Raw genomic sequence first — 20971 nt, forward strand, 5'->3', positions numbered from 1 at the left:
CGGATGCACCGGAAGGGTGTCAACTTTTGACCAACCAAAAGAAAAGGGGCCCCTAAGGGCCCCTTCTCTCGTCAGGATCTTCGATTACTCGATGATCTTGGCAACCACGCCGGCACCAACGGTACGGCCGCCTTCGCGAATCGCGAAACGCAGACCGTCTTCCATGGCGATCGGAGCGATCAGGGTGACAACCATCTTGATATTGTCGCCCGGCATTACCATCTCAACGCCTTCCGGCAGTTCGCAGTTACCGGTCACGTCAGTGGTACGGAAGTAGAACTGCGGACGGTAGCCCTTGAAGAACGGGGTGTGACGACCACCTTCTTCCTTGGACAGAACGTACACTTCGCACTCGAACTTGGTGTGAGGCTTGATGGTGCCCGGCTTGGCCAGAACCTGGCCACGCTCTACGTCGTCACGCTTGGTGCCGCGCAGCAGGATACCAACGTTCTCACCAGCACGACCTTCGTCGAGCAGCTTGCGGAACATTTCAACGCCGGTGCAGATGGCCTTGCTGGTATCACGGATACCAACGATTTCCACTTCTTCCTGAACCTTGACGATGCCGCGCTCAACACGACCGGTAACCACGGTGCCGCGGCCGGAGATGGAGAACACGTCTTCGATCGGCATCAGGAACGGCTGGTCGATGGCACGAACCGGCTCCGGAATGTAGGAGTCCAGGGTTTCTACCAGCTTGCGAACAGCGGAGACGCCGATTTCGTTGTCGTCTTTGCCTTCCAGCGCCATCAGCGCGGAACCGATAACGATCGGAGTGTCGTCGCCCGGGAAATCGTAGGTGTTCAGCAGATCGCGAACTTCCATTTCGACCAGTTCCAGCAGCTCGGCGTCGTCAACCATGTCGGCCTTGTTCAGGAACACGACAATGTAGGGAACGCCTACCTGACGGGACAGCAGGATATGCTCGCGAGTCTGCGGCATGGGGCCGTCAGCGGCGGAGCAAACCAGGATGGCGCCGTCCATCTGAGCAGCACCGGTGATCATGTTCTTCACATAGTCAGCGTGACCGGGGCAGTCAACGTGAGCGTAGTGACGAACAGCGGAGTCGTACTCAACGTGGGAGGTGTTGATGGTGATACCGCGAGCTTTCTCTTCCGGCGCGTTGTCGATCTGATCGAAAGCGCGAGCAGAACCACCCCAGGTCTCGGAGCAGACTTTGGTCAGAGCAGCAGTCAGGGTGGTCTTGCCATGGTCTACGTGACCAATGGTGCCGACGTTGACGTGCGGTTTGTTACGTTCGAATTTTTCCTTAGCCACGACAGTAAACCTCTTACTTAAAGGGCTGAATCAACCTTGTTTTTTAACCAGCGCTTCGACGACGTTCGACGGAGCTTCGGCGTATTTTGCGAATTCCATGGAGTAGCTAGCGCGACCCTGAGACATGGAACGTACGTCGGTTGCATAACCGAACATCTCGCCCAGCGGAACTTCTGCACGGATAACCTTACCGGAAACCGAGTCTTCCATCCCCTGAATCAGGCCACGACGACGGTTCAGGTCACCCATCACGTCGCCCATGTAATCCTCAGGAGTTACCACCTCTACCTTCATGATCGGCTCAAGCACTTTACCGCCGCCCTTCTGGGCCAGCTGCTTGGTCGCCATGGAGGCAGCGATCTTGAACGCCATCTCGTTGGAGTCGACGTCGTGGTACGAACCATCGAACACGGAAGCCTTCAGGCCGATGAGCGGGTAGCCGGCGACAACGCCGTTCTTCATCTGCTCCTCGATGCCCTTCTGGATCGCCGGGATGTATTCCTTCGGAACAACACCACCCACGACTTCGTTGGTAAACACCAGACCCTCGGTGATGTTGCCCTTCTCGTCCACATCGGCAGCCGAGAAACGGATCCAGCAGTGACCGAACTGACCGCGACCACCGGACTGACGAACGAACTTGCCTTCGATCTCGACGTTGTCCTTGGTGATGGTTTCACGGTAGGAAACCTGCGGCTTGCCGATGTTGGCCTCGACGCCGAACTCGCGCTTCATGCGGTCGACGAGGATGTCCAGGTGCAGCTCACCCATACCGGAGATGATGGTCTGGCCGGTTTCTTCGTCGGTCTTGACGCGGAACGACGGGTCTTCCTGGGCCAGCTTGCCGAGGGCGATACCCATCTTCTCCTGGTCAGCCTTGGTCTTCGGCTCAACAGCAACCGAGATTACCGGCTCCGGGAAGTCCATACGCTCGAGGATGATCGGCTTGTCGATGTCGCACAGGGTGTCACCGGTGGTGACGTCCTTCATGCCGATCAGGGCCGCGATGTCGCCAGCGCGCACTTCCTTGATCTCGTCACGCTGGTTGGCGTGCATCTGCACCATACGACCAACGCGCTCTTTCTTGCCTTTCACGGAGTTGATGACCGACTGGCCCGACTCCAGGACGCCCGAGTAGACGCGAACGAAGGTCAGGGTACCTACGAACGGGTCGGTAGCGATCTTGAACGCAAGAGCGGAGAACGGAGCACTGTCGTCCGCAGGACGCTCGTCATGGATCTCGTTGTCATCGGTGCTGTCCGGATGCACGCCCTTGATCGCGGGGATCTCGGTCGGAGCCGGCAGGAAGTCGATAACGGCGTCGAGAACCAGGGGCACACCCTTGTTCTTGAAGGAGGAACCGCAGACAGCCGGAACGATTTCGCAGGCGATAGTACGCTGACGCAGGCCGGCCTTGATCTCTTCGATCGTCAGCTCACCCTCTTCCAGGTACTTGTTCATCAGCTCTTCGTTGGCTTCGGCAGCAGCCTCGACCATGTTGTTGCGCCACTCGTTGGCCAGGTCGACCAGCTCCGCAGGAATCTCTTCCTCGCGGTAGGAGGTGCCCTTGTCGTCTTCGTTCCAGTAGATAGCCTTCATTTTCAGGAGGTCGATCTGACCCTGGAAGTCATCTTCCGCACCGATGGCCAGCTGAACCGGAACCGGGGTGTGACCCAGGCGGTTCTTGATCTGACCGACGACGCGCAGGAAGTTGGCGCCAGCGCGGTCCATCTTGTTCACGTAAACGATACGCGGAACGCCGTACTTGTTGGCTTGACGCCATACGGTTTCGGACTGCGGCTCAACGCCGGAAGTGCCGCAGAACACCACGACAGCACCGTCCAGCACGCGCAGGGAGCGCTCAACTTCAATGGTGAAGTCAACGTGACCGGGGGTGTCGATGACGTTTACGCGGTACTTGTCGTACTGACCACGGGAGCCCTCCCAGAAGGTGGTGATGGCAGCGGAGGTAATGGTGATACCCCGCTCCTGCTCCTGCACCATCCAGTCGGTAGTGGCTGCACCGTCGTGCACCTCACCCATCTTGTGGCTGAGACCTGTGTAGAACAGGATCCGCTCGGTAGTGGTGGTCTTGCCCGCGTCTACGTGGGCACAGATACCAATGTTCCGGTAGCGGTTAATTGCTGTATTACGAGCCATAAAGCCCTCGCGAAAGAATGGATGCCGTAATTAGAAGCGGTAGTGCGAGAACGCCTTGTTGGCTTCAGCCATACGGTGCACGTCTTCACGCTTCTTGACAGCAGCGCCTTTGCCATCGAAGGCATCCAGCAGCTCGCCAGCGAGGCGCAGGGCCATGGACTTCTCGCCGCGCTTGCGCGCGGAGTCCACCAGCCAGCGCATGGCCAGCGCATTGCGACGGGACGGACGAACTTCGACCGGAACCTGGTAGGTAGCACCGCCTACACGGCGGGACTTGACTTCGACCAGCGGAGCGATGGCGTCGAGAGCTTTCTCGAAGATCTCCAGGGGATCGGCGTTCTTGCGGGATTTGACGGTATCCAGAGCACCGTAAACGATGCGCTCGGCTACGGCCTTCTTGCCGCTTTCCATCACGTGGTTCATGAACTTGGCGAGGATCTGGCTTCCGTATTTCGGATCGTCCAGGATCTCACGCTTGGCTGCTACACGACGTCTTGGCATTGATAAGCCCTCAAACGGTCTTCAGGTTAGCCCGGAACCATAACCATTCGGTTACGCCCGACCTTACTCTTATCGACTCAATAAATTTGAAAATCAGTGAGCGGACCGAATTACTTCGGACGCTTGGTACCGTACTTGGAACGGCCCTGCTTACGGTCTTTGACACCAGTGGTGTCCAGAGAGCCGCGAACGGTGTGGTAGCGAACACCCGGAAGGTCTTTTACACGACCGCCACGGATCAGCACTACGCTGTGCTCCTGCAGGTTGTGACCTTCACCACCGATGTAGGAGGTGACTTCAAAACCGTTGGTCAGGCGAACACGGCAGACCTTACGGAGTGCGGAGTTCGGTTTTTTCGGCGTGGTGGTGTACACGCGAGTGCACACGCCACGACGCTGCGGGCAGTTCTGCAGCGCAGGAACGTCGGATTTTTCGACGATACGCTTGCGCGGCTGACGTACCAGCTGGTTGATAGTTGCCATCTATAAGCTCCACTGTTGTCTTTCGACGCTATTGCCCTAAAGCAAAATGGCAGAGCGCATGCCCTGCCAAATTTAGGGGTGCATGAGTCTAAAGAGACTAATTCCCCCAGTCAAGACAAAGCCCCGGGCGACAGAAGTCGGCCGGGGCTTTGCACTCAATTGCCGCTGGAGTTCAGCGCTTCAGTCAGCGCCGCTTCCACTTCGCTCGCGCTCACGCGGACCGGCTTGCCGGCTTCGCGCTGACGCTTGCGCTCGCTGTGGTAGGCCAGGCCGGTACCGGCCGGGATCAGACGACCCACCACGACGTTTTCCTTCAGGCCACGCAGGTAGTCGCGCTTGCCAGTGACCGCCGCCTCGGTAAGAACGCGGGTGGTTTCCTGGAAGGACGCTGCGGAGATGAACGACTCGGTCGACAGCGAAGCCTTGGTGATACCCAGCAGGACGCGTTCGAACTTGGCGATGAAGCGATCTTCGGTCGCCAGACGCTCGTTCTCTTCCAGTACCTGGGTCAGCTCCATCTGGTCGCCCTTGATGAAGCTGGAGTCACCCGACTCGGCGATCTCGACCTTGCGCAGCATCTGACGCAGGATCGTCTCGATGTGCTTGTCGTTGATCTTCACGCCCTGAAGGCGGTACACGTCCTGGATCTCGTTGACGATGTACTTGGCCAGTGCGCTGACGCCCAGCAGACGCAGGATGTCGTGCGGGTTGCTCGGACCGTCGGAGATGACTTCGCCGCGGTTTACCTGTTCGCCTTCGAAGACGTTCAGGTGGCGCCACTTCGGAATCAGCTCTTCGTAAGGATCGCTGCCGTCGGTCGGGGTGATGACCAGGCGACGCTTGCCCTTGGTCTCCTTGCCGAAGGAGATCGTGCCGCTGATTTCCGCCAGGATCGACGGCTCTTTCGGACGACGCGCTTCGAACAGGTCGGCAACACGCGGCAGACCACCGGTGATGTCGCGGGTTTTCGAAGTCTCCTGCGGGATACGGGCGATAACGTCACCCACGCCCACTTGAGCACCGTCGGCAACGCCAACCAGGGCGTTCGCCGGCAGGAAGTACTGGGCAGGTACGTCGGTACCCGGCAGCAGCAGCTCCTTGCCATTGGCGTCGACCAGCTTCACGGCCGGACGAATGTCCTTGCCGGCGGCCGGGCGATCCTTCGGATCCAGGACTTCGATGTTGGTCAGGCCGGTCAGTTCGTCGGTCTGACGCTTGATGGTGATGCCTTCCTCCATGCCGACGAAGGTCACGGTACCCTTCATTTCGGTCACGATCGGGTGGGTGTGCGGATCCCACTTGGCGACGATGGCGCCCGGATCGACCTTGTCACCTTCCTTGACGCTGATGACAGCACCATAGGGCAGCTTGTAACGCTCGCGCTCGCGACCGAAGTCGTCGGCAACGGCCAGCTCGCCGGAACGGGAAACGGCAACCAGATGACCGTTGAGGTTCTCGACGTGCTTCAGGTTGTGCAGGCGGATGGTGCCGCCGTTCTTGACCTGGACGTTGTCGGCTGCGGAAGTACGGCTGGCCGCACCACCGATGTGGAAGGTACGCATGGTCAGCTGGGTACCCGGCTCACCGATTGACTGGGCAGCGATGACACCGACCGCCTCACCGATGTTCACCTGGTGACCACGGGCCAGATCGCGGCCGTAGCACTTGGCGCAGATGCCGTAGCGGGTTTCGCAGCTGATCGGCGAACGCACGATCACTTCGTCGATGCTGGCGCGCTCGATGAACTCGACCCACTGCTCGTCGACCAGGGTACCGGCCGGAACGATGACCTCGTCGGAGCCCGGCTTGAACACGTCACGGGCGATCACTCGACCCAGCACGCGCTCACCCAGGGGCTCGACCACGTCGCCGCCTTCGATGTGCGGAGTCATCAGCAGGCCCTGTTCGGTGCCGCAGTCGATCTCGGTCACTACCAGGTCCTGGGCCACGTCGACGAGACGACGGGTCAGGTAACCGGAGTTCGCGGTCTTCAGTGCGGTGTCCGCCAGACCTTTACGAGCACCGTGAGTGGAGATGAAGTACTGGAGTACGTTCAGGCCTTCACGGAAGTTCGCGGTGATGGGGGTCTCGATGATGGAGCCGTCCGGCTTGGCCATCAGGCCACGCATGCCGGCGAGCTGACGGATCTGTGCAGCGGAGCCCCGCGCACCGGAGTCAGCCATCATGTACATGGAGTTGAAGGATTCCTGATCGACTTCCTTGCCCTCGCGATCGACCACCTTCTCTTTCGAGAGGTTGGCCATCATCGCCTTGGACACTTCATCGTTCGCCTTGGACCAGAGGTCGATCACCTTGTTGTACTTCTCGCCCTGGGTTACCAGGCCGGAGGCGTACTGGGACTCGATCTCCTTCACTTCCTCGGTGGCCGCGTCGATGATGCGGGCCTTCTCGTCCGGGATCACGAAGTCGTTCACGCCGATCGAGACACCGGAGATGGTGGAGTAGGCGAAGCCGGTGTACATCAGCTGGTCAGCGAAGATGACGGTGTCCTTCAGGCCGACCACGCGATAGCACTGGTTGATCAGCTTGGAGATCGCCTTCTTCTTCATCGGCTGGTTGACCACGTCGAACGCGAGGCCGGCCGGAACCACCTGGAACAGCAGCGCACGGCCGACAGTGGTGTCGACGATACGGGTGTTCTTGGTGATGGAGCCATCCTTGTCCTTCACGGTCTCGTTGATGCGGACTTTCACGCGGGCGTGCAGGGACGCTTCGCCGGCGCGGAATACGCGGTCGACTTCCTGCAGGTCGGCGAATACGCGACCTTCACCCTTGGCGTTCACCGCCTCACGGGTCATGTAGTACAGACCCAGTACCACGTCCTGCGACGGCACGATGATCGGCTCGCCGTTGGCGGGGGACAGGATGTTGTTGGTGGACATCATCAGCGCGCGCGCTTCCAGCTGGGCCTCGAGGGTCAGCGGGACGTGAACGGCCATCTGGTCACCGTCGAAGTCGGCGTTGTACGCCGCGCAGACCAGCGGGTGCAGCTGGATGGCCTTGCCTTCGATGAGCACCGGCTCGAACGCCTGGATACCCAGACGGTGGAGGGTCGGTGCGCGGTTGAGCAGTACGGGGTGTTCACGGATGACTTCGGCGAGAACGTCCCAGACCTCGGGCAGCTCGCGCTCGACCATCTTCTTGGCCGCCTTGATGGTGGTGGCCATGCCGCGAGCTTCGAGCTTGCCGAAGATGAACGGCTTGAACAGCTCGAGGGCCATCTTCTTCGGCAGACCGCACTGGTGCAGGCGCAGGGTCGGACCCACGGTGATCACGGAACGGCCGGAGTAGTCGACGCGCTTACCGAGCAGGTTCTGACGGAAGCGACCTTGCTTACCCTTGATCATGTCCGCCAGGGACTTCAGCGGGCGCTTGTTCGAACCGGTGATGGCGCGACCACGACGGCCGTTGTCCAGCAGGGCGTCGACAGCTTCCTGCAGCATGCGCTTTTCGTTGCGCACGATGATGTCCGGAGCGGCCAGGTCGAGCAGGCGCTTCAGGCGGTTGTTACGGTTGATGACCCGGCGATACAGATCGTTGAGATCGGAGGTCGCGAAACGGCCACCATCCAGCGGAACCAGCGGGCGCAGGTCCGGCGGCAGCACCGGCAGGACGGTCAGCACCATCCACTCGGGATGGTTGCCGGAGCCCTGGAAGGCTTCCATCAGCTTCAGGCGCTTGGACAGCTTCTTGATCTTGGTTTCCGAGTTGGTCTGCGGAATCTCTTCGCGCAGGCGGCCGATCTCGTGTTCCAGGTCGATGGCGTTCAGCAGCTCGCGAACGGCCTCGGCACCCATGCGGGCGTCGAAGTCGTCACCGAACTCTTCGAGGGCCTCGAAGTACTGCTCGTCGTTAAGCAGCTGGCCCTTTTCCAGGGTGGTCATGCCCGGGTCGATCACCACGTAGCTCTCGAAATAGAGCACGCGTTCGATGTCACGCAGGGTCATGTCCAGCAGCAGGCCGATACGGGACGGCAGGGACTTCAGGAACCAGATGTGGGCGACCGGCGAAGCCAGTTCGATGTGGCCCATGCGCTCACGGCGCACTTTGGCCAGGGCAACTTCGACACCGCACTTCTCGCAGATCACGCCGCGATGCTTGAGGCGCTTGTACTTACCGCACAGGCACTCGTAGTCCTTCACCGGGCCGAAGATCTTGGCGCAGAACAGGCCATCGCGCTCCGGCTTGAAGGTACGGTAGTTGATGGTCTCCGGCTTCTTCACTTCACCGAAGGACCAGGAACGGATCATCTCGGGCGAGGCCAGGCCAATACGGATGGCATCGAACTCTTCGATTTGACCCTGGTTTTTCAACAGATTCAGCAAGTCTTTCAAGGCCTTTCCTCCTCACGGACCCGCTGCGACCGGCCTTGACCAGCCGCAGCGTATGGGCGTCTCGTGTTATTCGGTTTCCAGTTCGATGTCGATGCCGAGCGAGCGGATCTCTTTGATCAACACGTTGAAGGACTCGGGCATGCCGGCCTCCATGCGGTGATCCCCGTCCACGATGTTCTTGTACATCTTGGTACGGCCGTTCACGTCGTCCGACTTCACGGTCAGCATTTCCTGCAGGGTATAGGCAGCGCCGTAGGCTTCCAGCGCCCAAACCTCCATCTCCCCGAAACGCTGGCCACCGAACTGCGCCTTACCACCCAGCGGCTGCTGGGTGACCAGGCTGTAAGAGCCGGTGGAACGTGCGTGCATCTTGTCGTCGACCAGGTGGTTCAGCTTCAGCATGTACATGTAGCCGACGGTGGTCGGACGCTCGAACATGTTGCCGGTACGACCATCGAACAGGCGCATCTGGCCGCTTTCCGGCAGATCGGCCAGCTTCAGCATGGCCTTGATCTCGCGCTCCTTGGCACCGTCGAACACCGGGGTGGCCATCGGTACGCCAGCACGCAGGTTCTTGGCCAGGTCGAGGATTTCCTGGTCGCCCAGTTCATCCAGGTTTTCCTGACGACCACCGATCTCGTTGTAGATCTCGTGGAGGAACTTGCGCAGCTCGGCGACCTTGCGCTGCTCTTCGAGCATGCGGTTAATCTTCTCGCCCAGGCCCTTGGCCGCGAGGCCCAGGTGGGTTTCGAGGATCTGGCCGACGTTCATACGCGACGGTACGCCCAGCGGGTTGAGGACGATGTCCACCGGGGTGCCATTGGCATCGTGGGGCATGTCTTCGACCGGCATGATCACGGAGACCACACCCTTGTTACCGTGACGGCCCGCCATCTTGTCGCCCGGCTGGATGCGGCGCTTGATAGCCAGGTAGACCTTGACGATCTTCAGTACGCCCGGAGCCAGGTCATCGCCTTGCTGCAGCTTGCGCTTCTTGTCTTCGAACTTGTCGTCGAGCAATTGACGGCGGTCGGAGAGATAGGCCTGGGCCTTTTCCAACTGCTCGTTCAGTGCGTCGTCGGCCATGCGCAGCTTGAACCACTGACCATGGTCGAGGCCGTCGAGGAAGGCGTCATCGATCTCGGCGCCTTTCTTCAGGCCAGCGCCGCCTTCGGCCTTGGCACCGACCAGGGCGGAGCGCAGACGTTCGAAGGTAGCGCCTTCGACGATGCGGAACTCTTCGTTCAGGTCCTTGCGGATTTCGTCGAGCTGCATCTTCTCGATGGCCAGAGCGCGGCTGTCGCGCTCCACGCCGTCACGGGTGAAGACCTGGACGTCGATGACGGTGCCCTTGGTGCCGGTCGGCACGCGCAGGGAGGTGTCCTTAACGTCGGAAGCCTTCTCACCGAAGATCGCGCGCAGCAGCTTCTCTTCCGGAGTCAGCTGGGTCTCGCCTTTCGGAGTGACCTTGCCGACCAGGATGTCGCCAGCACCGACTTCGGCACCCACGTAAACGATGCCCGCTTCGTCCAGCTTGTTCAGCGCTGCTTCACCCACGTTCGGGATGTCAGCGGTGATTTCCTCTGGGCCGAGCTTCGTGTCACGCGCCACACAGGTCAGTTCCTGGATGTGGATGGTGGTGAAGCGATCTTCCTGGACCACACGCTCGGAGAGGCAGATGGAGTCTTCGAAGTTGAAGCCGTTCCAGGGCATGAACGCAACGCGCATGTTCTGACCGAGAGCCAGTTCACCCATGTCGGTGGACGGGCCGTCGGCGAGGATGTCGCTGCGGGAGACCTGGTCACCCTTCTGCACCAGCGGGCGCTGGTTGATGCAGGTGTTCTGGTTGGAACGGGTGTATTTGGTCAGGTTGTAGATGTCGACACCGGCTTCACCGGTTTCGACTTCATCGTCATTGACGCGGACCACGATGCGGCTGGCATCGACGGAGTCAATCACGCCGCCACGACGGGCCACGACGCAGACGCCGGAGTCACGGGCGACGTTGCGCTCCATGCCGGTACCGACCAGGGGCTTGTCGGCACGCAGGGTCGGCACGGCCTGACGCTGCATGTTCGAACCCATGAGTGCACGGTTGGCGTCGTCGTGCTCGAGGAACGGGATCAGCGAGGCAGCGACGGAAACGACCTGCTTCGGCGAAACGTCCATCAGGGTGACGTCTTCGGGCGCCTTGACGGTGAACTCGTTCAGGTGACGTACGGCCACCAGTTCGTCGATCAGTTGGCCCTTCTCGTTCAGGGTCGCGGACGCCTGGGCGATGACGTGATCGGCCTCTTCGATTGCGGAGAGGAAGACGATCTCGTCAGTCACCTGGGTGCCTTTTACAACGCGGTACGGGCTTTCCAGGAAGCCGTACTGGTTGGTGCGGGCATAGGTGGCAAGGGAGTTGATCAGACCGATGTTCGGACCTTCAGGGGTCTCGATCGGGCACACGCGGCCGTAGTGGGTCGGGTGTACGTCGCGGACTTCGAAGCCGGCGCGCTCGCGGGTCAGACCACCTGGGCCGAGTGCGGAGACGCGGCGCTTGTGGGTGATTTCGGAGAGCGGGTTGTTCTGGTCCATGAACTGCGAGAGCTGGCTGGAACCGAAGAATTCCTTGATCGCGGCAGCCACCGGCTTGGCGTTGATCAGGTCTTGCGGCATCAGGCCTTCGCTTTCGGCCATCGACAGACGTTCCTTGACCGCGCGCTCGACGCGCACGAGGCCGACACGGAACTGGTTCTCGGCCATTTCGCCGACGCAACGTACGCGACGGTTACCCAGGTGGTCGATGTCGTCGACGATGCCCTTGCCGTTACGGATGTCGACCAGGGTCTTGAGGACCTCGACGATGTCTTCCTTGCTCAGCACGCCCGAACCTTCGATCTCGGTGCGACCGATACGACGGTTGAACTTCATGCGGCCGACGGCGGACAGGTCGTAACGCTCGGCGCTGAAGAACAGGTTGTTGAACAGGGTCTCGGCGGCTTCCTTGGTCGGCGGCTCACCGGGACGCATCATGCGGTAGATCTCGACCAGGGCTTCCAGCTGGTTGCCGGTGGAGTCGATCTTCAGGGTGTCGGAGATGAACGGACCGCAGTCGATGTCGTTGGTATACAGGGTCTCGATGCGAACGACCTGAGCCTTGGCGATCTTCACCAGGACGTCGGTGGTCAGCTCGGTGTTGCACTCGGCGATGATCTCGCCGGTGGCCGGATGCACGATAGCCTTGGCGGTGGTGCGGCCGAGAACGTAGTCCAGGGGGACTTCCAGTTCCTTGATGCCGGCCTTTTCCAACTGGTTGATGTGGCGCGCGGTGATGCGGCGGCCTTGCTCAACGATGACTTTGCCGTTCTCGTCCTTGATGTCGAACACGGCAATTTCGCCGCGCAGACGGTGAGGCACGAGCTCCAGATGCAGGATCTCGCCTTTCACGTGGAAAACGTTGGTCGCATAGAAGGCATCGAGCACTTCTTCAGTGCTGTAGCCGAGCGCACGCAGCAGTACCGAAGCCGGCAGCTTGCGGCGACGGTCGATACGCACGAATACGCAGTCCTTCGGGTCGAACTCGAAGTCCAGCCAGGAGCCGCGGTAGGGGATGATGCGAGCGGAGTACAGCAGCTTGCCCGAGCTGTGGGTCTTGCCGCGGTCGTGGTCGAAGAACACGCCCGGAGACCGGTGCAGCTGGGAAACGATGACGCGCTCGGTACCGTTGATGATGAAGGTACCGTTCTCGGTCATCAGGGGGATTTCCCCCATGTAGACTTCCTGCTCCTTGATGTCCTTGATCGCTTTGTTCGACGACTCTTTGTCGAAAATGATCAGACGGACTTTGACTCGCAGCGGTACGGCGAAGGTTACGCCGCGCAGCACGCATTCCTTGACATCGAAAGCCGGCTCGCCCAGGCGATAGCCGACGTATTCCAGAGCGGCGTTACCGGAATAGCTGATAATCGGGAATACAGACTTGAAGGCCGCGTGCAGGCCGATATCACGAAACTGGTCCTTGCTCGCGCCCGCCTGCAGGAATTCGCGATACGAATCCAGCTGGATGGCCAGGAGGTAGGGTACATCCATGACGTCCGGCAACTTGCTAAAGTCTTTGCGGATACGTTTTTTCTCAGTGTATGAGTAAGCCATCAGCGTTCCCCAGCTTGGTCACCTGCTTGTTTGGCTCCCCCGACGGGAGTAGCCAGAAAATCGTGCAAACCCCTTGGTTTGCGCCACCTCTCGGGTGGTTTTTCACGTTCCGGGCGAGGCATGCGCCGACCACCTAGAACGGAAAAAGGCCGGTGGCATAAGCCACCAGCCATCAGCCTCGCGCGAGTCGCTCGGGCTGTAGACGCAAAGTCGTCGCTTACTTGAGCTCGACTTTGGCGCCAGCTTCTTCCAGAGCCTTCTTGGCAGCTTCGGCCTCTTCTTTCGAAGCGCCTTCTTTGACAACGCCCGGGGCGCCGTCAACAACAGCCTTGGCTTCTTTCAGACCCAGACCGGTCAGTTCGCGAACGACTTTGATGACGTTCACTTTCTTGTCGCCGGCTTCGGTCAGAACGATGTTGAACTCGGTTTGCTCTTCAGCAGCGGCAGCGGCAACAGCCGGGCCAGCAGCAACGGCAGCGGCGGCGGTAACGCCGAACTTCTCTTCCATTGCCTTGATCAGTTCAACAACTTGCATCACGGACATTTCGGATACGGCGTTGATGATGTCTTCGTTGGTCAGAGCCATGACTCTAATTCCTGTATAGATGGACGGCCTTTAACGGCCATCGAATTAAACGAGTTTACGTAGAAGAAGCAGCGCGCCTGGATCAGGCAGCAGCGCTTTCCTTCTGGTCGCGAATTGCCGCCAGGGTACGAGCCAGCTTGCTGGTAGCGCCTTGGATCACGCTCATCAGCTGCGATACGGCCTCGTCGTAGGTCGGCAGAGTTGCCAGTACGTCGATCTGGTTAGCTGCGATCAGCTTGCCTTCGAACGCGGCAGCCTTGATCTCGAACTTGTCCTGACCCTTCGAGAACTCCTTGAAGATACGAGCGGCAGCGCCCGGATGTTCGTTGGAGAACGCGATCAGGGTCGGGCCTTTGAACACGTCGCCGAGGACTTCGAAAGAAGTACCTTCAACGGCGCGACGAGCCAGGGTGTTACGCACGACTTTCACGTACACACCAGCCTCGCGGGCCTCTTTACGGAGTCCGGTCATGGCTCCCACGGTCACGCCTCGGGCATCAGCCACGACAGCGGACAGGGCAGCTTTGGCAGCCTCGTTGACTTCAGCGACGATGGCCTTCTTGTCTTCGAGTTTAATTGCCACGGGTTCACTCCTGGATGTTACCGGTTCGTCCAGCCGGGGCCGGACGGCGTTTTGGTGTCTGATTCGGTAAACGAATCGGGAGCACCATCTGCGTAGGCTCGGGAAAGACTTCCCGGTTTGAGGCTTTCACCGCCTACGGTCTTGGATAGCCCCCGCCAGGCAGGGACCCCAATACCTGCGCAGCGGGAGCACCCGCTGCGACTTGATTTCTTAGGCTTCCAGGGAAGCCTGATCGATCTGCAGACCCGGGCCCATGGTGGTGCTCAGGGTCACGCGCTGAACGTACACACCCTTGGAGGTGGACGGCTTCAGGCGCTTCAGGTCAACCAGCAGAGCTTCGACGTTCTGCTTCAGCTTGACCGGCTCGAAATCGATCTTGCCCACGGAGGCGTGGATGATGCCGTTCTTGTCGGTACGGAAACGCACCTGACCAGCCTTGGCGTTCTTCACGGCAGTGGCCACGTCCGGAGTCACGGTACCAACCTTCGGGTTCGGCATCAGGCCGCGCGGACCGAGGATCTGGCCCAGCTGACCGACAACGCGCATCGCGTCCGGGGAGGCGATAACGACGTCATAGTTCAGGTCGCCGCCTTTCATTTCGGCAGCCAGCTCGTCCATGCCTACGCGGTCAGCACCTGCAGCCAGAGCAGCTTCAGCGCCCGGACCCTGGGTGAACACGGCAACGCGAACGCTTTTGCCGGTGCCGTTCGGCAGTACGGTAGCGCCACGTACGACCTGGTCGGATTTACGCGGGTCAACGCCCAGGTTGATGGAGATATCAACGGACTCTTTGAACTTGATGGTCGACAGCTCAGCCAGCAGTTTGGCGGCGTCTTCGAAACCATATTGTTTGCCGGCTTCGATTTTCTCGGCGATAGCCTTCTGGCGCTTGGTCAGCTTAGCCATTTACACACCCTCCACGTTCAGGCCCATGCTACGAGCGGAGCCGGCGATGGTACGCACGGCCGCATCCAGGTCAGCTGCAGTCAGATCAGCCTGTTTTGTCTTGGCGATATCTTCCAGCTGAGCACGGGTGACGGTGCCGACTTTCTGGCTGTTCGGGCGAGCAGAGCCGCTGGTGATGCCAGCCGCTTTCTTCAGCAGCACGGAAGCCGGGGTGCTTTTGGTTTCGAAAGTGAAGCTGCGGTCGCTGTATACGGTGATGATCACGGGAGTCGGCAGACCGGGCTCCATACCCTGGGTCTTGGCGTTGAACGCCTTGCAGAATTCCATGATGTTCACGCCATGCTGACCCAGAGCCGGACCGACCGGCGGGGACGGGTTGGCTTGAGCAGCCTTCACTTGCAGCTTGATATAAGCCTGAATCTTCTTAGCCATCTATAACTCCAATTGCGGGTTCGAACGCCTTGAGGCTCCCCGTTTGCTTGCGCGTTTATCCCAGTGACGACAAAACCCCGCAACCATTGGCTGCGGGGTATGGGATGCCTATTTCAGCTATGCCTTCTCGACCTGGCTGAACTCCAGCTCCACCGGCGTGGAGCGGCCGAAGATGAGCACGGCGACCTGAATCCGGCTCTTCTCGTAGTTAACCTCTTCAACGACACCATTGAAGTCCGCGAACGGACCATCAATGACACGAACCGTCTCGCCCGGCTCGAACAATGTCTTGGGCTTGGGCTTGTCGCCGCTATCAGCAACGCGACGCAGGATCGCCTCGGCCTCTTTATCGGTGATAGGCGCCGGCTTGTCGGCCGTACCACCAATGAAACCCATGACCCGAGGGGTATCCTTGACCAAATGCCAAGTGCCCTCGTTCATTTCCATCTGAACAAGCACATAACCAGGGAAGAACTTGCGCTCACTTTTGCGCTTCTGGCCGTTCCGCATCTCCACTACCTCTTCGGTAGGGACCAGAATCTCACCAAAACCATCTTCCATGCCGGCAAGCTTGACGCGCTCCACCAGCGAACGCATTACGTGCTTTTCATAACCGGAGTAGGCATGCACAACGTACCAACGCTTAGCCACGGCGCACCCTTAACCTACAATCATCGAAACAAGCCAACCGAGCAGGGAATCGAGCCCCCACAGCAGCAGCGCCATTACCAGAACAACAGCCACGACAATAAGCGTGGTCTGCGTGGTTTCCTGACGAGTCGGCCAAACGACCTTGCGGATTTCCGCACGCGCCTCTTTAGCCAGAACAAAGAATGCTTGCCCCTTGGCAGTCTGCAGCGCTACAAAGGCAGCACCCGCACCAAGAACGAGCAGAACAAGAACACGGTAGATAATCGGCTCAGCAGAGAAATACTGATTACCAACCACACCAACCGCGACGATAGCAGCCACAACGATCCACTTCAGAACGTCGAAGCGTGTTTCTTTGGCTTCAGCCTTGGCATTCATCAGCTAGGACCTTGTGAATATTTGCCAAACTTCCTTCTTGGAAATTTGGCAGGCCAGGAGGGAATCGAACCCCCAACCTGCGGTTTTGGAGACCGCCGCTCTGCCAATTGAGCTACTGGCCTGTAACGAAGTCAGGCCGACCATTATGCCGGCCTGACGGAGTTAGATCAACCGATTACTCGATGATCTTGGCAACCACGCCGGCGCCAACGGTACGGCCGCCTTCGCGAATCGCGAAACGCAGACCGTCTTCCATGGCGATCGGAGCGATCAGGGTGACAACCATCTTGATGTTGTCGCCCGGCATTACCATCTCAACGCCTTCCGGCAGTTCGCAGTTACCGGTCACGTCAGTGGTACGGAAGTAGAACTGCGGACGGTAGCCCTTGAAGAACGGAGTGTGACGACCACCTTCTTCCTTGGACAGAACGTACACTTCGCACTCGAACTTGGTGTGCGGCTTGATGGTGCCCGGCTTGGCCAGAACCTGGCCACGCTCTACGTCGTCACGCTTGGTGCCGCGCAGCAGGATACCAACGTTCTCACCAGCACGACCTTCGTCGAGCAGCTTGCGGAACATTTCAACGCCGGTGCAGATGGCCTTGCTGGTATCACGGATACCAACGATTTCCACTTCTTCCTGAACCTTGACGATGCCGCGCTCAACACGACCGGTAACCACGGTGCCGCGGCCGGAGATGGAGAACACGTCTTCGATCGGCATCAGGAACGGCTGGTCGATGGCACGAACCGGCTCCGGAATGTAGGAGTCCAGGGTTTCTACCAGCTTGCGAACAGCGGAGACGCCGATTTCGTTGTCGTCTTTGCCTTCCAGCGCCATCAGCGCGGAACCGATAACGATCGGAGTGTCGTCGCCCGGGAAATCGTAGGTGTTCAGCAGATCGCGAACTTCCATTTCGACCAGTTCCAGCAGCTCGGCGTCGTCAACCATGTCGGCCTTGTTCAGGAACACGACAATGTAGGGAACGCCTACCTGACGGGACAGCAGGATATGCTCGCGAGTCTGCGGCATGGGGCCGTCAGCGGCGGAGCAAACCAGGATGGCGCCGTCCATCTGAGCAGCACCGGTGATCATGTTCTTCACATAGTCAGCGTGACCGGGGCAGTCAACGTGAGCGTAGTGACGAACAGCGGAGTCGTACTCAACGTGGGAGGTGTTGATGGTGATACCGCGAGCTTTCTCTTCCGGCGCGTTGTCGATCTGATCGAAAGCGCGAGCAGAACCACCCCAGGTCTCGGAGCAGACTTTGGTCAGAGCAGCAGTCAGAGTGGTCTTGCCATGGTCTACGTGACCAATGGTGCCAACGTTGACGTGCGGTTTGTTACGTTCGAATTTTTCTTTAGCCATCGAGAACGTCTCCCATCAAAGAATTGAGCGAGTCACGCCACCATTAAAACAAAGGCAGATATTTACATATCTGCCTTTGTTGAGATGGAGCTCATGAGCGGAATCGAACCGCTGACCTCACCCTTACCAAGGGTGTGCTCTACCAGCTGAGCTACATGAGCGAAACACATTGCATGAACATCAAACCTGGAGCGGGTAGCGGGAATCGAACCCGCATCATCAGCTTGGAAGGCTGAGGTTCTACCACTGAACTATACCCGCGGAGCCCGGTGCTCACGCTTGAATCTGGTGGAGGGAGAAGGATTCGAACCTTCGAAGTCTATGACGTCAGATTTACAGTCTGATCCCTTTGGCCGCTCGGGAATCCCTCCAATCGGGAGGCGGCATTTTCATTCTCTGCCACCCTACTGTCAAGCATTTTCTCATTTAAATCTTGAGGTTAGCTTACTTTGACAGCAGCTCCGCAGTTCCACTTTTTCAGCCTAGCTGCGAAGCGGGCGCCATTCTATTCAAACTATCTGGAGGATGCAACGTTTTCGCACGGCATTATTTTATGTTGGAGCCCAGCGAAGTCCCGGGCCAGTTCCCCAAGCAACGCATCATCAGCTAGACGTCGGCTTTCCGGGGCAATGCGAACCCAGAAATCTCGATGAGAGCGCGCGAGCTCGCGCATGGAAGGTTCATAACCCGCATCCTTCAAACGCGCCATCACGCTTTCAGCGGAGTCCATCCTCGGGAAAATTCCCAGCGAAATGCCGTTCTGCAAGTCGCCCTGACTGATGATGTAGCTGTCTATTTTCCGCGCCTGAAGCTCCTTCAGCTGACGCAACGACGCCTGCCGCGATGCCAGCGGAGCGAGATAGACCCAATAATCGACTCCGGCAGCCGCATCGACCTCTTGAACCTGCCCCTGAATATCAAGCGCGACCAGACGCTGCTCAACCTCCCTCGCCTGGGCTTCCTGCTCAAAACTTCCGAGGTATAGGCATGCATTCTGCTCAGCCATAGCCTGCTGAACAGGTGGCTCTTCATGCCTGGGCTTGGCGTCTTTCGACTCACTCAGTAGCCGGATGTCCTGCTGCCCTCCTCTATATAAAGAAAGCGTCTCCACCTCTTTAGCGCGAAGAGGCGCCTGCTGCTGATGCCACACGTAATAGAAAAGATTGAGAACCAGCAAAAGCAGAAACATCCAACGCATGACGAACCTCAAGATAACGGGCAGGCAATCGCCAATCCAACGAACACAAGGTCCGGAAGGACTTTGGCCTGGGGAAACTCATCCTTCACCAGAAAGGCATCTCCACCTGTCAGATAGAGCTCGAAGGAACTTCCCAGCCATTCTCTCGCTTGCACAACCTGGGTGTGCACAAAACCTTGCAACATCAACAGACAGCCTCGCTCTACAGCCTCGACTGTTGAGCGCCCCGGCACCATTTCCTGCAGAGCTCGCTCCGCGGCGTCATCGCCATAGCGGATACGTCGAGTATGCGTTCGCAACTGATTACGCATGAGCGGCATTCCTGGACAGATGAAGCCACCAAGATGCTCTCCCGCTTCGGAAACGAAGTCAGAGGTAACCGCCGTACCAAGATCCAGGACCAGACATGCACTATTCGATAGATGATAGGCCCCAAGAACAGCGAGCCATCGATCAAGCCCCAGGCGCTGATAATCGTCATAGCCGTTGCGCACCCCCGCCATTTCCCTGGACGGCTGGGCACAAGCAGATTCGATAGCAAAGGCCGCCCGCAATTTATCCGTAAGCCGATGGGTTTCATCGTCGGTACGCACACTTACAAGGCGACACCAGCTCAGCTCAATCTCGGATATCGAGAGCACTGCGATCAGCTCATCATCGGAACCTACGACACCTCCAGCAAGAACTCGCATCTCGGTAGTAGAGATCACACGCCACTTGATGAAGCTGTTACCGCAATCAAGCTCAAGAATCATTACGCAACCTCAAACTGAGCTCTCCGCCACTGAAGACCTTCTCGGAACCATCAACATCCATTCGCAGGGCACCACTATCGTCCACCCCCAGAATGACACCATCGACACGCTGCTTGCCTGCAATCAGTGAGACCTCTCGCCCGCCCCAGAGATGATCAGCCTCCCACTCAGCCCGCAAGGCCTTGAAGCCCTCGCGATGACATTGCGCCAGACAGTAATTCAGCTGCTCAAGAACATTTATGGCAAGCGCGGTTCGATCATACAAACCACCACTTTCGAGGAGAATGGAGGTCCAGGGCTGACTTATCTCCGCGTCAGACCAACGCATATTGACGTTGATGCCGATACCAATAATGACACTGCAGATGTCTGCGGGGTCCCCAATCAGCTCGAGAAGAATTCCCGCTATCTTGCGGCCATTGACCAGAATATCGTTGGGCCACTTGAGCCCAACACCGGAGAGCCCGCTCAAGCGTATTGCTCGCAGGACAGCCAACCCTACTACGAGACTAAGGCCCTCTAGATGGCCCGCCCCCCCCTCGACCCGCAAGCCCACGCTGCAGTAAAGATTCTGCCCATAGGGGCTGACCCATTCCCGACCGCGCCTGCCGCGACCGCCGCTCTGGTGCTCCGCCAGGACAGCAAAAGGAGTCTCGGCTCCAGCGGCGATACGTCGCATGACTTCAGCATTAGTGGAATCGACAGTTTCAACAACAACACAGGAAAAGTCCGGTACGACGTCATTCAGCCTTGCGGGATCAAGAAGACTCATCGGAGCTTCCAATCGGTAGCCCTTGCCACGCAGCTTATGAAACCGGACGTCGTAGTTCGCCTCGAGAGATTGCAATTGCTTCCAGACGGCACTTCGACTTACACCGAGCGCCCGCCCCAACTCCTCACCGGAGTGAAACTGGCCGTCCTGTAGGAGCTTCAACAAGGTAAGCATGCGCGCACCGCCTCAGAATGAGGCACGCATCATAGCCATGCATGCTGGGCTTGCATAGAAAAGCGCAGATTGGAATAGGTCATAGAGTCGAAAAGACATTCGAAGGATCTCGACTTCGCGCGCGTGACTTTTCTGCGGCACAAAGTCAAACCCCCGACCTTCTGTCGAAGATCGGGGGTTTGGTATAGGTGCTTGACGATGACCTACTCTCACATGGAGAAACTCCACACTACCATCGGCGATGCATCGTT

At 58.9% G+C, this 20971-nt stretch carries 16 protein-coding genes and 4 tRNA genes; all 20 read right to left on the reverse strand.

Annotated elements, in window-relative coordinates:
• Positions 1 to 84: 84 nt before the first annotated feature.
• The 20 genes from tuf (DMX10_RS15850) to birA all read right to left on the reverse strand — a co-directional run bounded on the left by tuf (DMX10_RS15850) (position 85) and on the right by birA (position 20720).
• A complete protein-coding gene (gene tuf / locus DMX10_RS15850; RefSeq protein WP_111261959.1) occupies positions 85 to 1278 on the reverse strand; it encodes an elongation factor Tu in 1194 nt (397 codons plus the stop codon).
• A 30-nt stretch (positions 1279 to 1308) separates the two neighbouring features.
• Positions 1309 to 3438, reverse strand: a complete 2130-nt coding sequence (gene fusA / locus DMX10_RS15855; RefSeq protein ID WP_111261960.1) for an elongation factor G — start codon at positions 3436 to 3438, stop codon at positions 1309 to 1311.
• A gap of 30 nt (positions 3439 to 3468) precedes the next feature.
• Positions 3469 to 3939, reverse strand: coding sequence for a 30S ribosomal protein S7 (gene rpsG / locus DMX10_RS15860; protein ID WP_111261961.1), 471 nt, complete (start codon positions 3937 to 3939; stop codon positions 3469 to 3471).
• A gap of 110 nt (positions 3940 to 4049) precedes the next feature.
• Complete coding sequence (gene rpsL / locus DMX10_RS15865) at positions 4050 to 4421, reverse strand: 30S ribosomal protein S12 (RefSeq protein ID WP_021217014.1); 372 nt, start codon at positions 4419 to 4421, stop codon at positions 4050 to 4052.
• Positions 4422 to 4576: 155 nt separating this feature from the next.
• On the reverse strand, positions 4577 to 8776 hold the full coding sequence (gene rpoC, locus DMX10_RS15870; RefSeq protein WP_111261962.1) for a DNA-directed RNA polymerase subunit beta': 4200 nt from the start codon (positions 8774 to 8776) through the stop codon (positions 4577 to 4579).
• A 66-nt stretch (positions 8777 to 8842) separates the two neighbouring features.
• Positions 8843 to 12916: a DNA-directed RNA polymerase subunit beta gene (rpoB, locus tag DMX10_RS15875; RefSeq protein ID WP_111261963.1), complete on the reverse strand. Its 4074-nt coding sequence runs from the start codon at positions 12914 to 12916 to the stop codon at positions 8843 to 8845.
• 217 nt (positions 12917 to 13133) lie between these two features.
• Positions 13134 to 13502 carry a 50S ribosomal protein L7/L12 gene (gene rplL, locus DMX10_RS15880; protein ID WP_111261964.1) on the reverse strand — a complete coding sequence of 123 codons (369 nt, stop codon included), beginning with the start codon at positions 13500 to 13502 and terminating at the stop codon, positions 13134 to 13136.
• An 82-nt stretch (positions 13503 to 13584) separates the two neighbouring features.
• Positions 13585 to 14085 carry a 50S ribosomal protein L10 gene (gene rplJ / locus DMX10_RS15885; protein WP_021217010.1) on the reverse strand — a complete coding sequence of 167 codons (501 nt, stop codon included), beginning with the start codon at positions 14083 to 14085 and terminating at the stop codon, positions 13585 to 13587.
• Between the two features lie 210 nt (positions 14086 to 14295).
• Positions 14296 to 14991, reverse strand: a complete 696-nt coding sequence (rplA, locus tag DMX10_RS15890) for a 50S ribosomal protein L1 (RefSeq protein WP_111261965.1) — start codon at positions 14989 to 14991, stop codon at positions 14296 to 14298.
• Complete coding sequence (rplK, locus tag DMX10_RS15895; RefSeq protein ID WP_111261966.1) at positions 14992 to 15423, reverse strand: 50S ribosomal protein L11; 432 nt, start codon at positions 15421 to 15423, stop codon at positions 14992 to 14994.
• 117 nt (positions 15424 to 15540) lie between these two features.
• Positions 15541 to 16074, reverse strand: a complete 534-nt coding sequence (gene nusG, locus DMX10_RS15900) for a transcription termination/antitermination protein NusG (protein WP_111261967.1) — start codon at positions 16072 to 16074, stop codon at positions 15541 to 15543.
• Positions 16075 to 16083: 9 nt separating this feature from the next.
• Positions 16084 to 16452: a preprotein translocase subunit SecE gene (gene secE, locus DMX10_RS15905; RefSeq protein WP_021217006.1), complete on the reverse strand. Its 369-nt coding sequence runs from the start codon at positions 16450 to 16452 to the stop codon at positions 16084 to 16086.
• A 46-nt stretch (positions 16453 to 16498) separates the two neighbouring features.
• Positions 16499 to 16574, reverse strand: a tRNA-Trp gene (locus DMX10_RS15910).
• A gap of 53 nt (positions 16575 to 16627) precedes the next feature.
• Positions 16628 to 17821 (reverse strand): elongation factor Tu, encoded by a 1194-nt coding sequence (gene tuf / locus DMX10_RS15915; protein WP_111261959.1) that lies wholly within the window; start codon positions 17819 to 17821, stop codon positions 16628 to 16630.
• Between the two features lie 85 nt (positions 17822 to 17906).
• Positions 17907 to 17982, reverse strand: a tRNA-Thr gene (locus DMX10_RS15920).
• Between the two features lie 26 nt (positions 17983 to 18008).
• Positions 18009 to 18082, reverse strand: a tRNA-Gly gene (locus DMX10_RS15925).
• Between the two features lie 25 nt (positions 18083 to 18107).
• Positions 18108 to 18192 (reverse strand) — tRNA-Tyr (locus DMX10_RS15930).
• A gap of 143 nt (positions 18193 to 18335) precedes the next feature.
• Positions 18336 to 19019: an SPOR domain-containing protein gene (locus DMX10_RS15935; protein WP_111261968.1), complete on the reverse strand. Its 684-nt coding sequence runs from the start codon at positions 19017 to 19019 to the stop codon at positions 18336 to 18338.
• An 8-nt stretch (positions 19020 to 19027) separates the two neighbouring features.
• Positions 19028 to 19774 carry a pantothenate kinase gene (locus tag DMX10_RS15940; RefSeq protein ID WP_111261969.1) on the reverse strand — a complete coding sequence of 249 codons (747 nt, stop codon included), beginning with the start codon at positions 19772 to 19774 and terminating at the stop codon, positions 19028 to 19030.
• Positions 19764 to 20720: a bifunctional biotin--[acetyl-CoA-carboxylase] ligase/biotin operon repressor BirA gene (birA, locus tag DMX10_RS15945; protein WP_111261970.1), complete on the reverse strand. Its 957-nt coding sequence runs from the start codon at positions 20718 to 20720 to the stop codon at positions 19764 to 19766. The genes DMX10_RS15940 and birA overlap by 11 nt, the downstream gene beginning before the upstream one ends.
• Positions 20721 to 20971: the final 251 nt, after the last annotated feature.

The sequence above is a fragment of the Pseudomonas sp. 57B-090624 genome (assembly GCF_003234055.1).
Classification (GTDB): Bacteria; Pseudomonadota; Gammaproteobacteria; order Pseudomonadales; family Pseudomonadaceae; genus Metapseudomonas; species Metapseudomonas tohonis.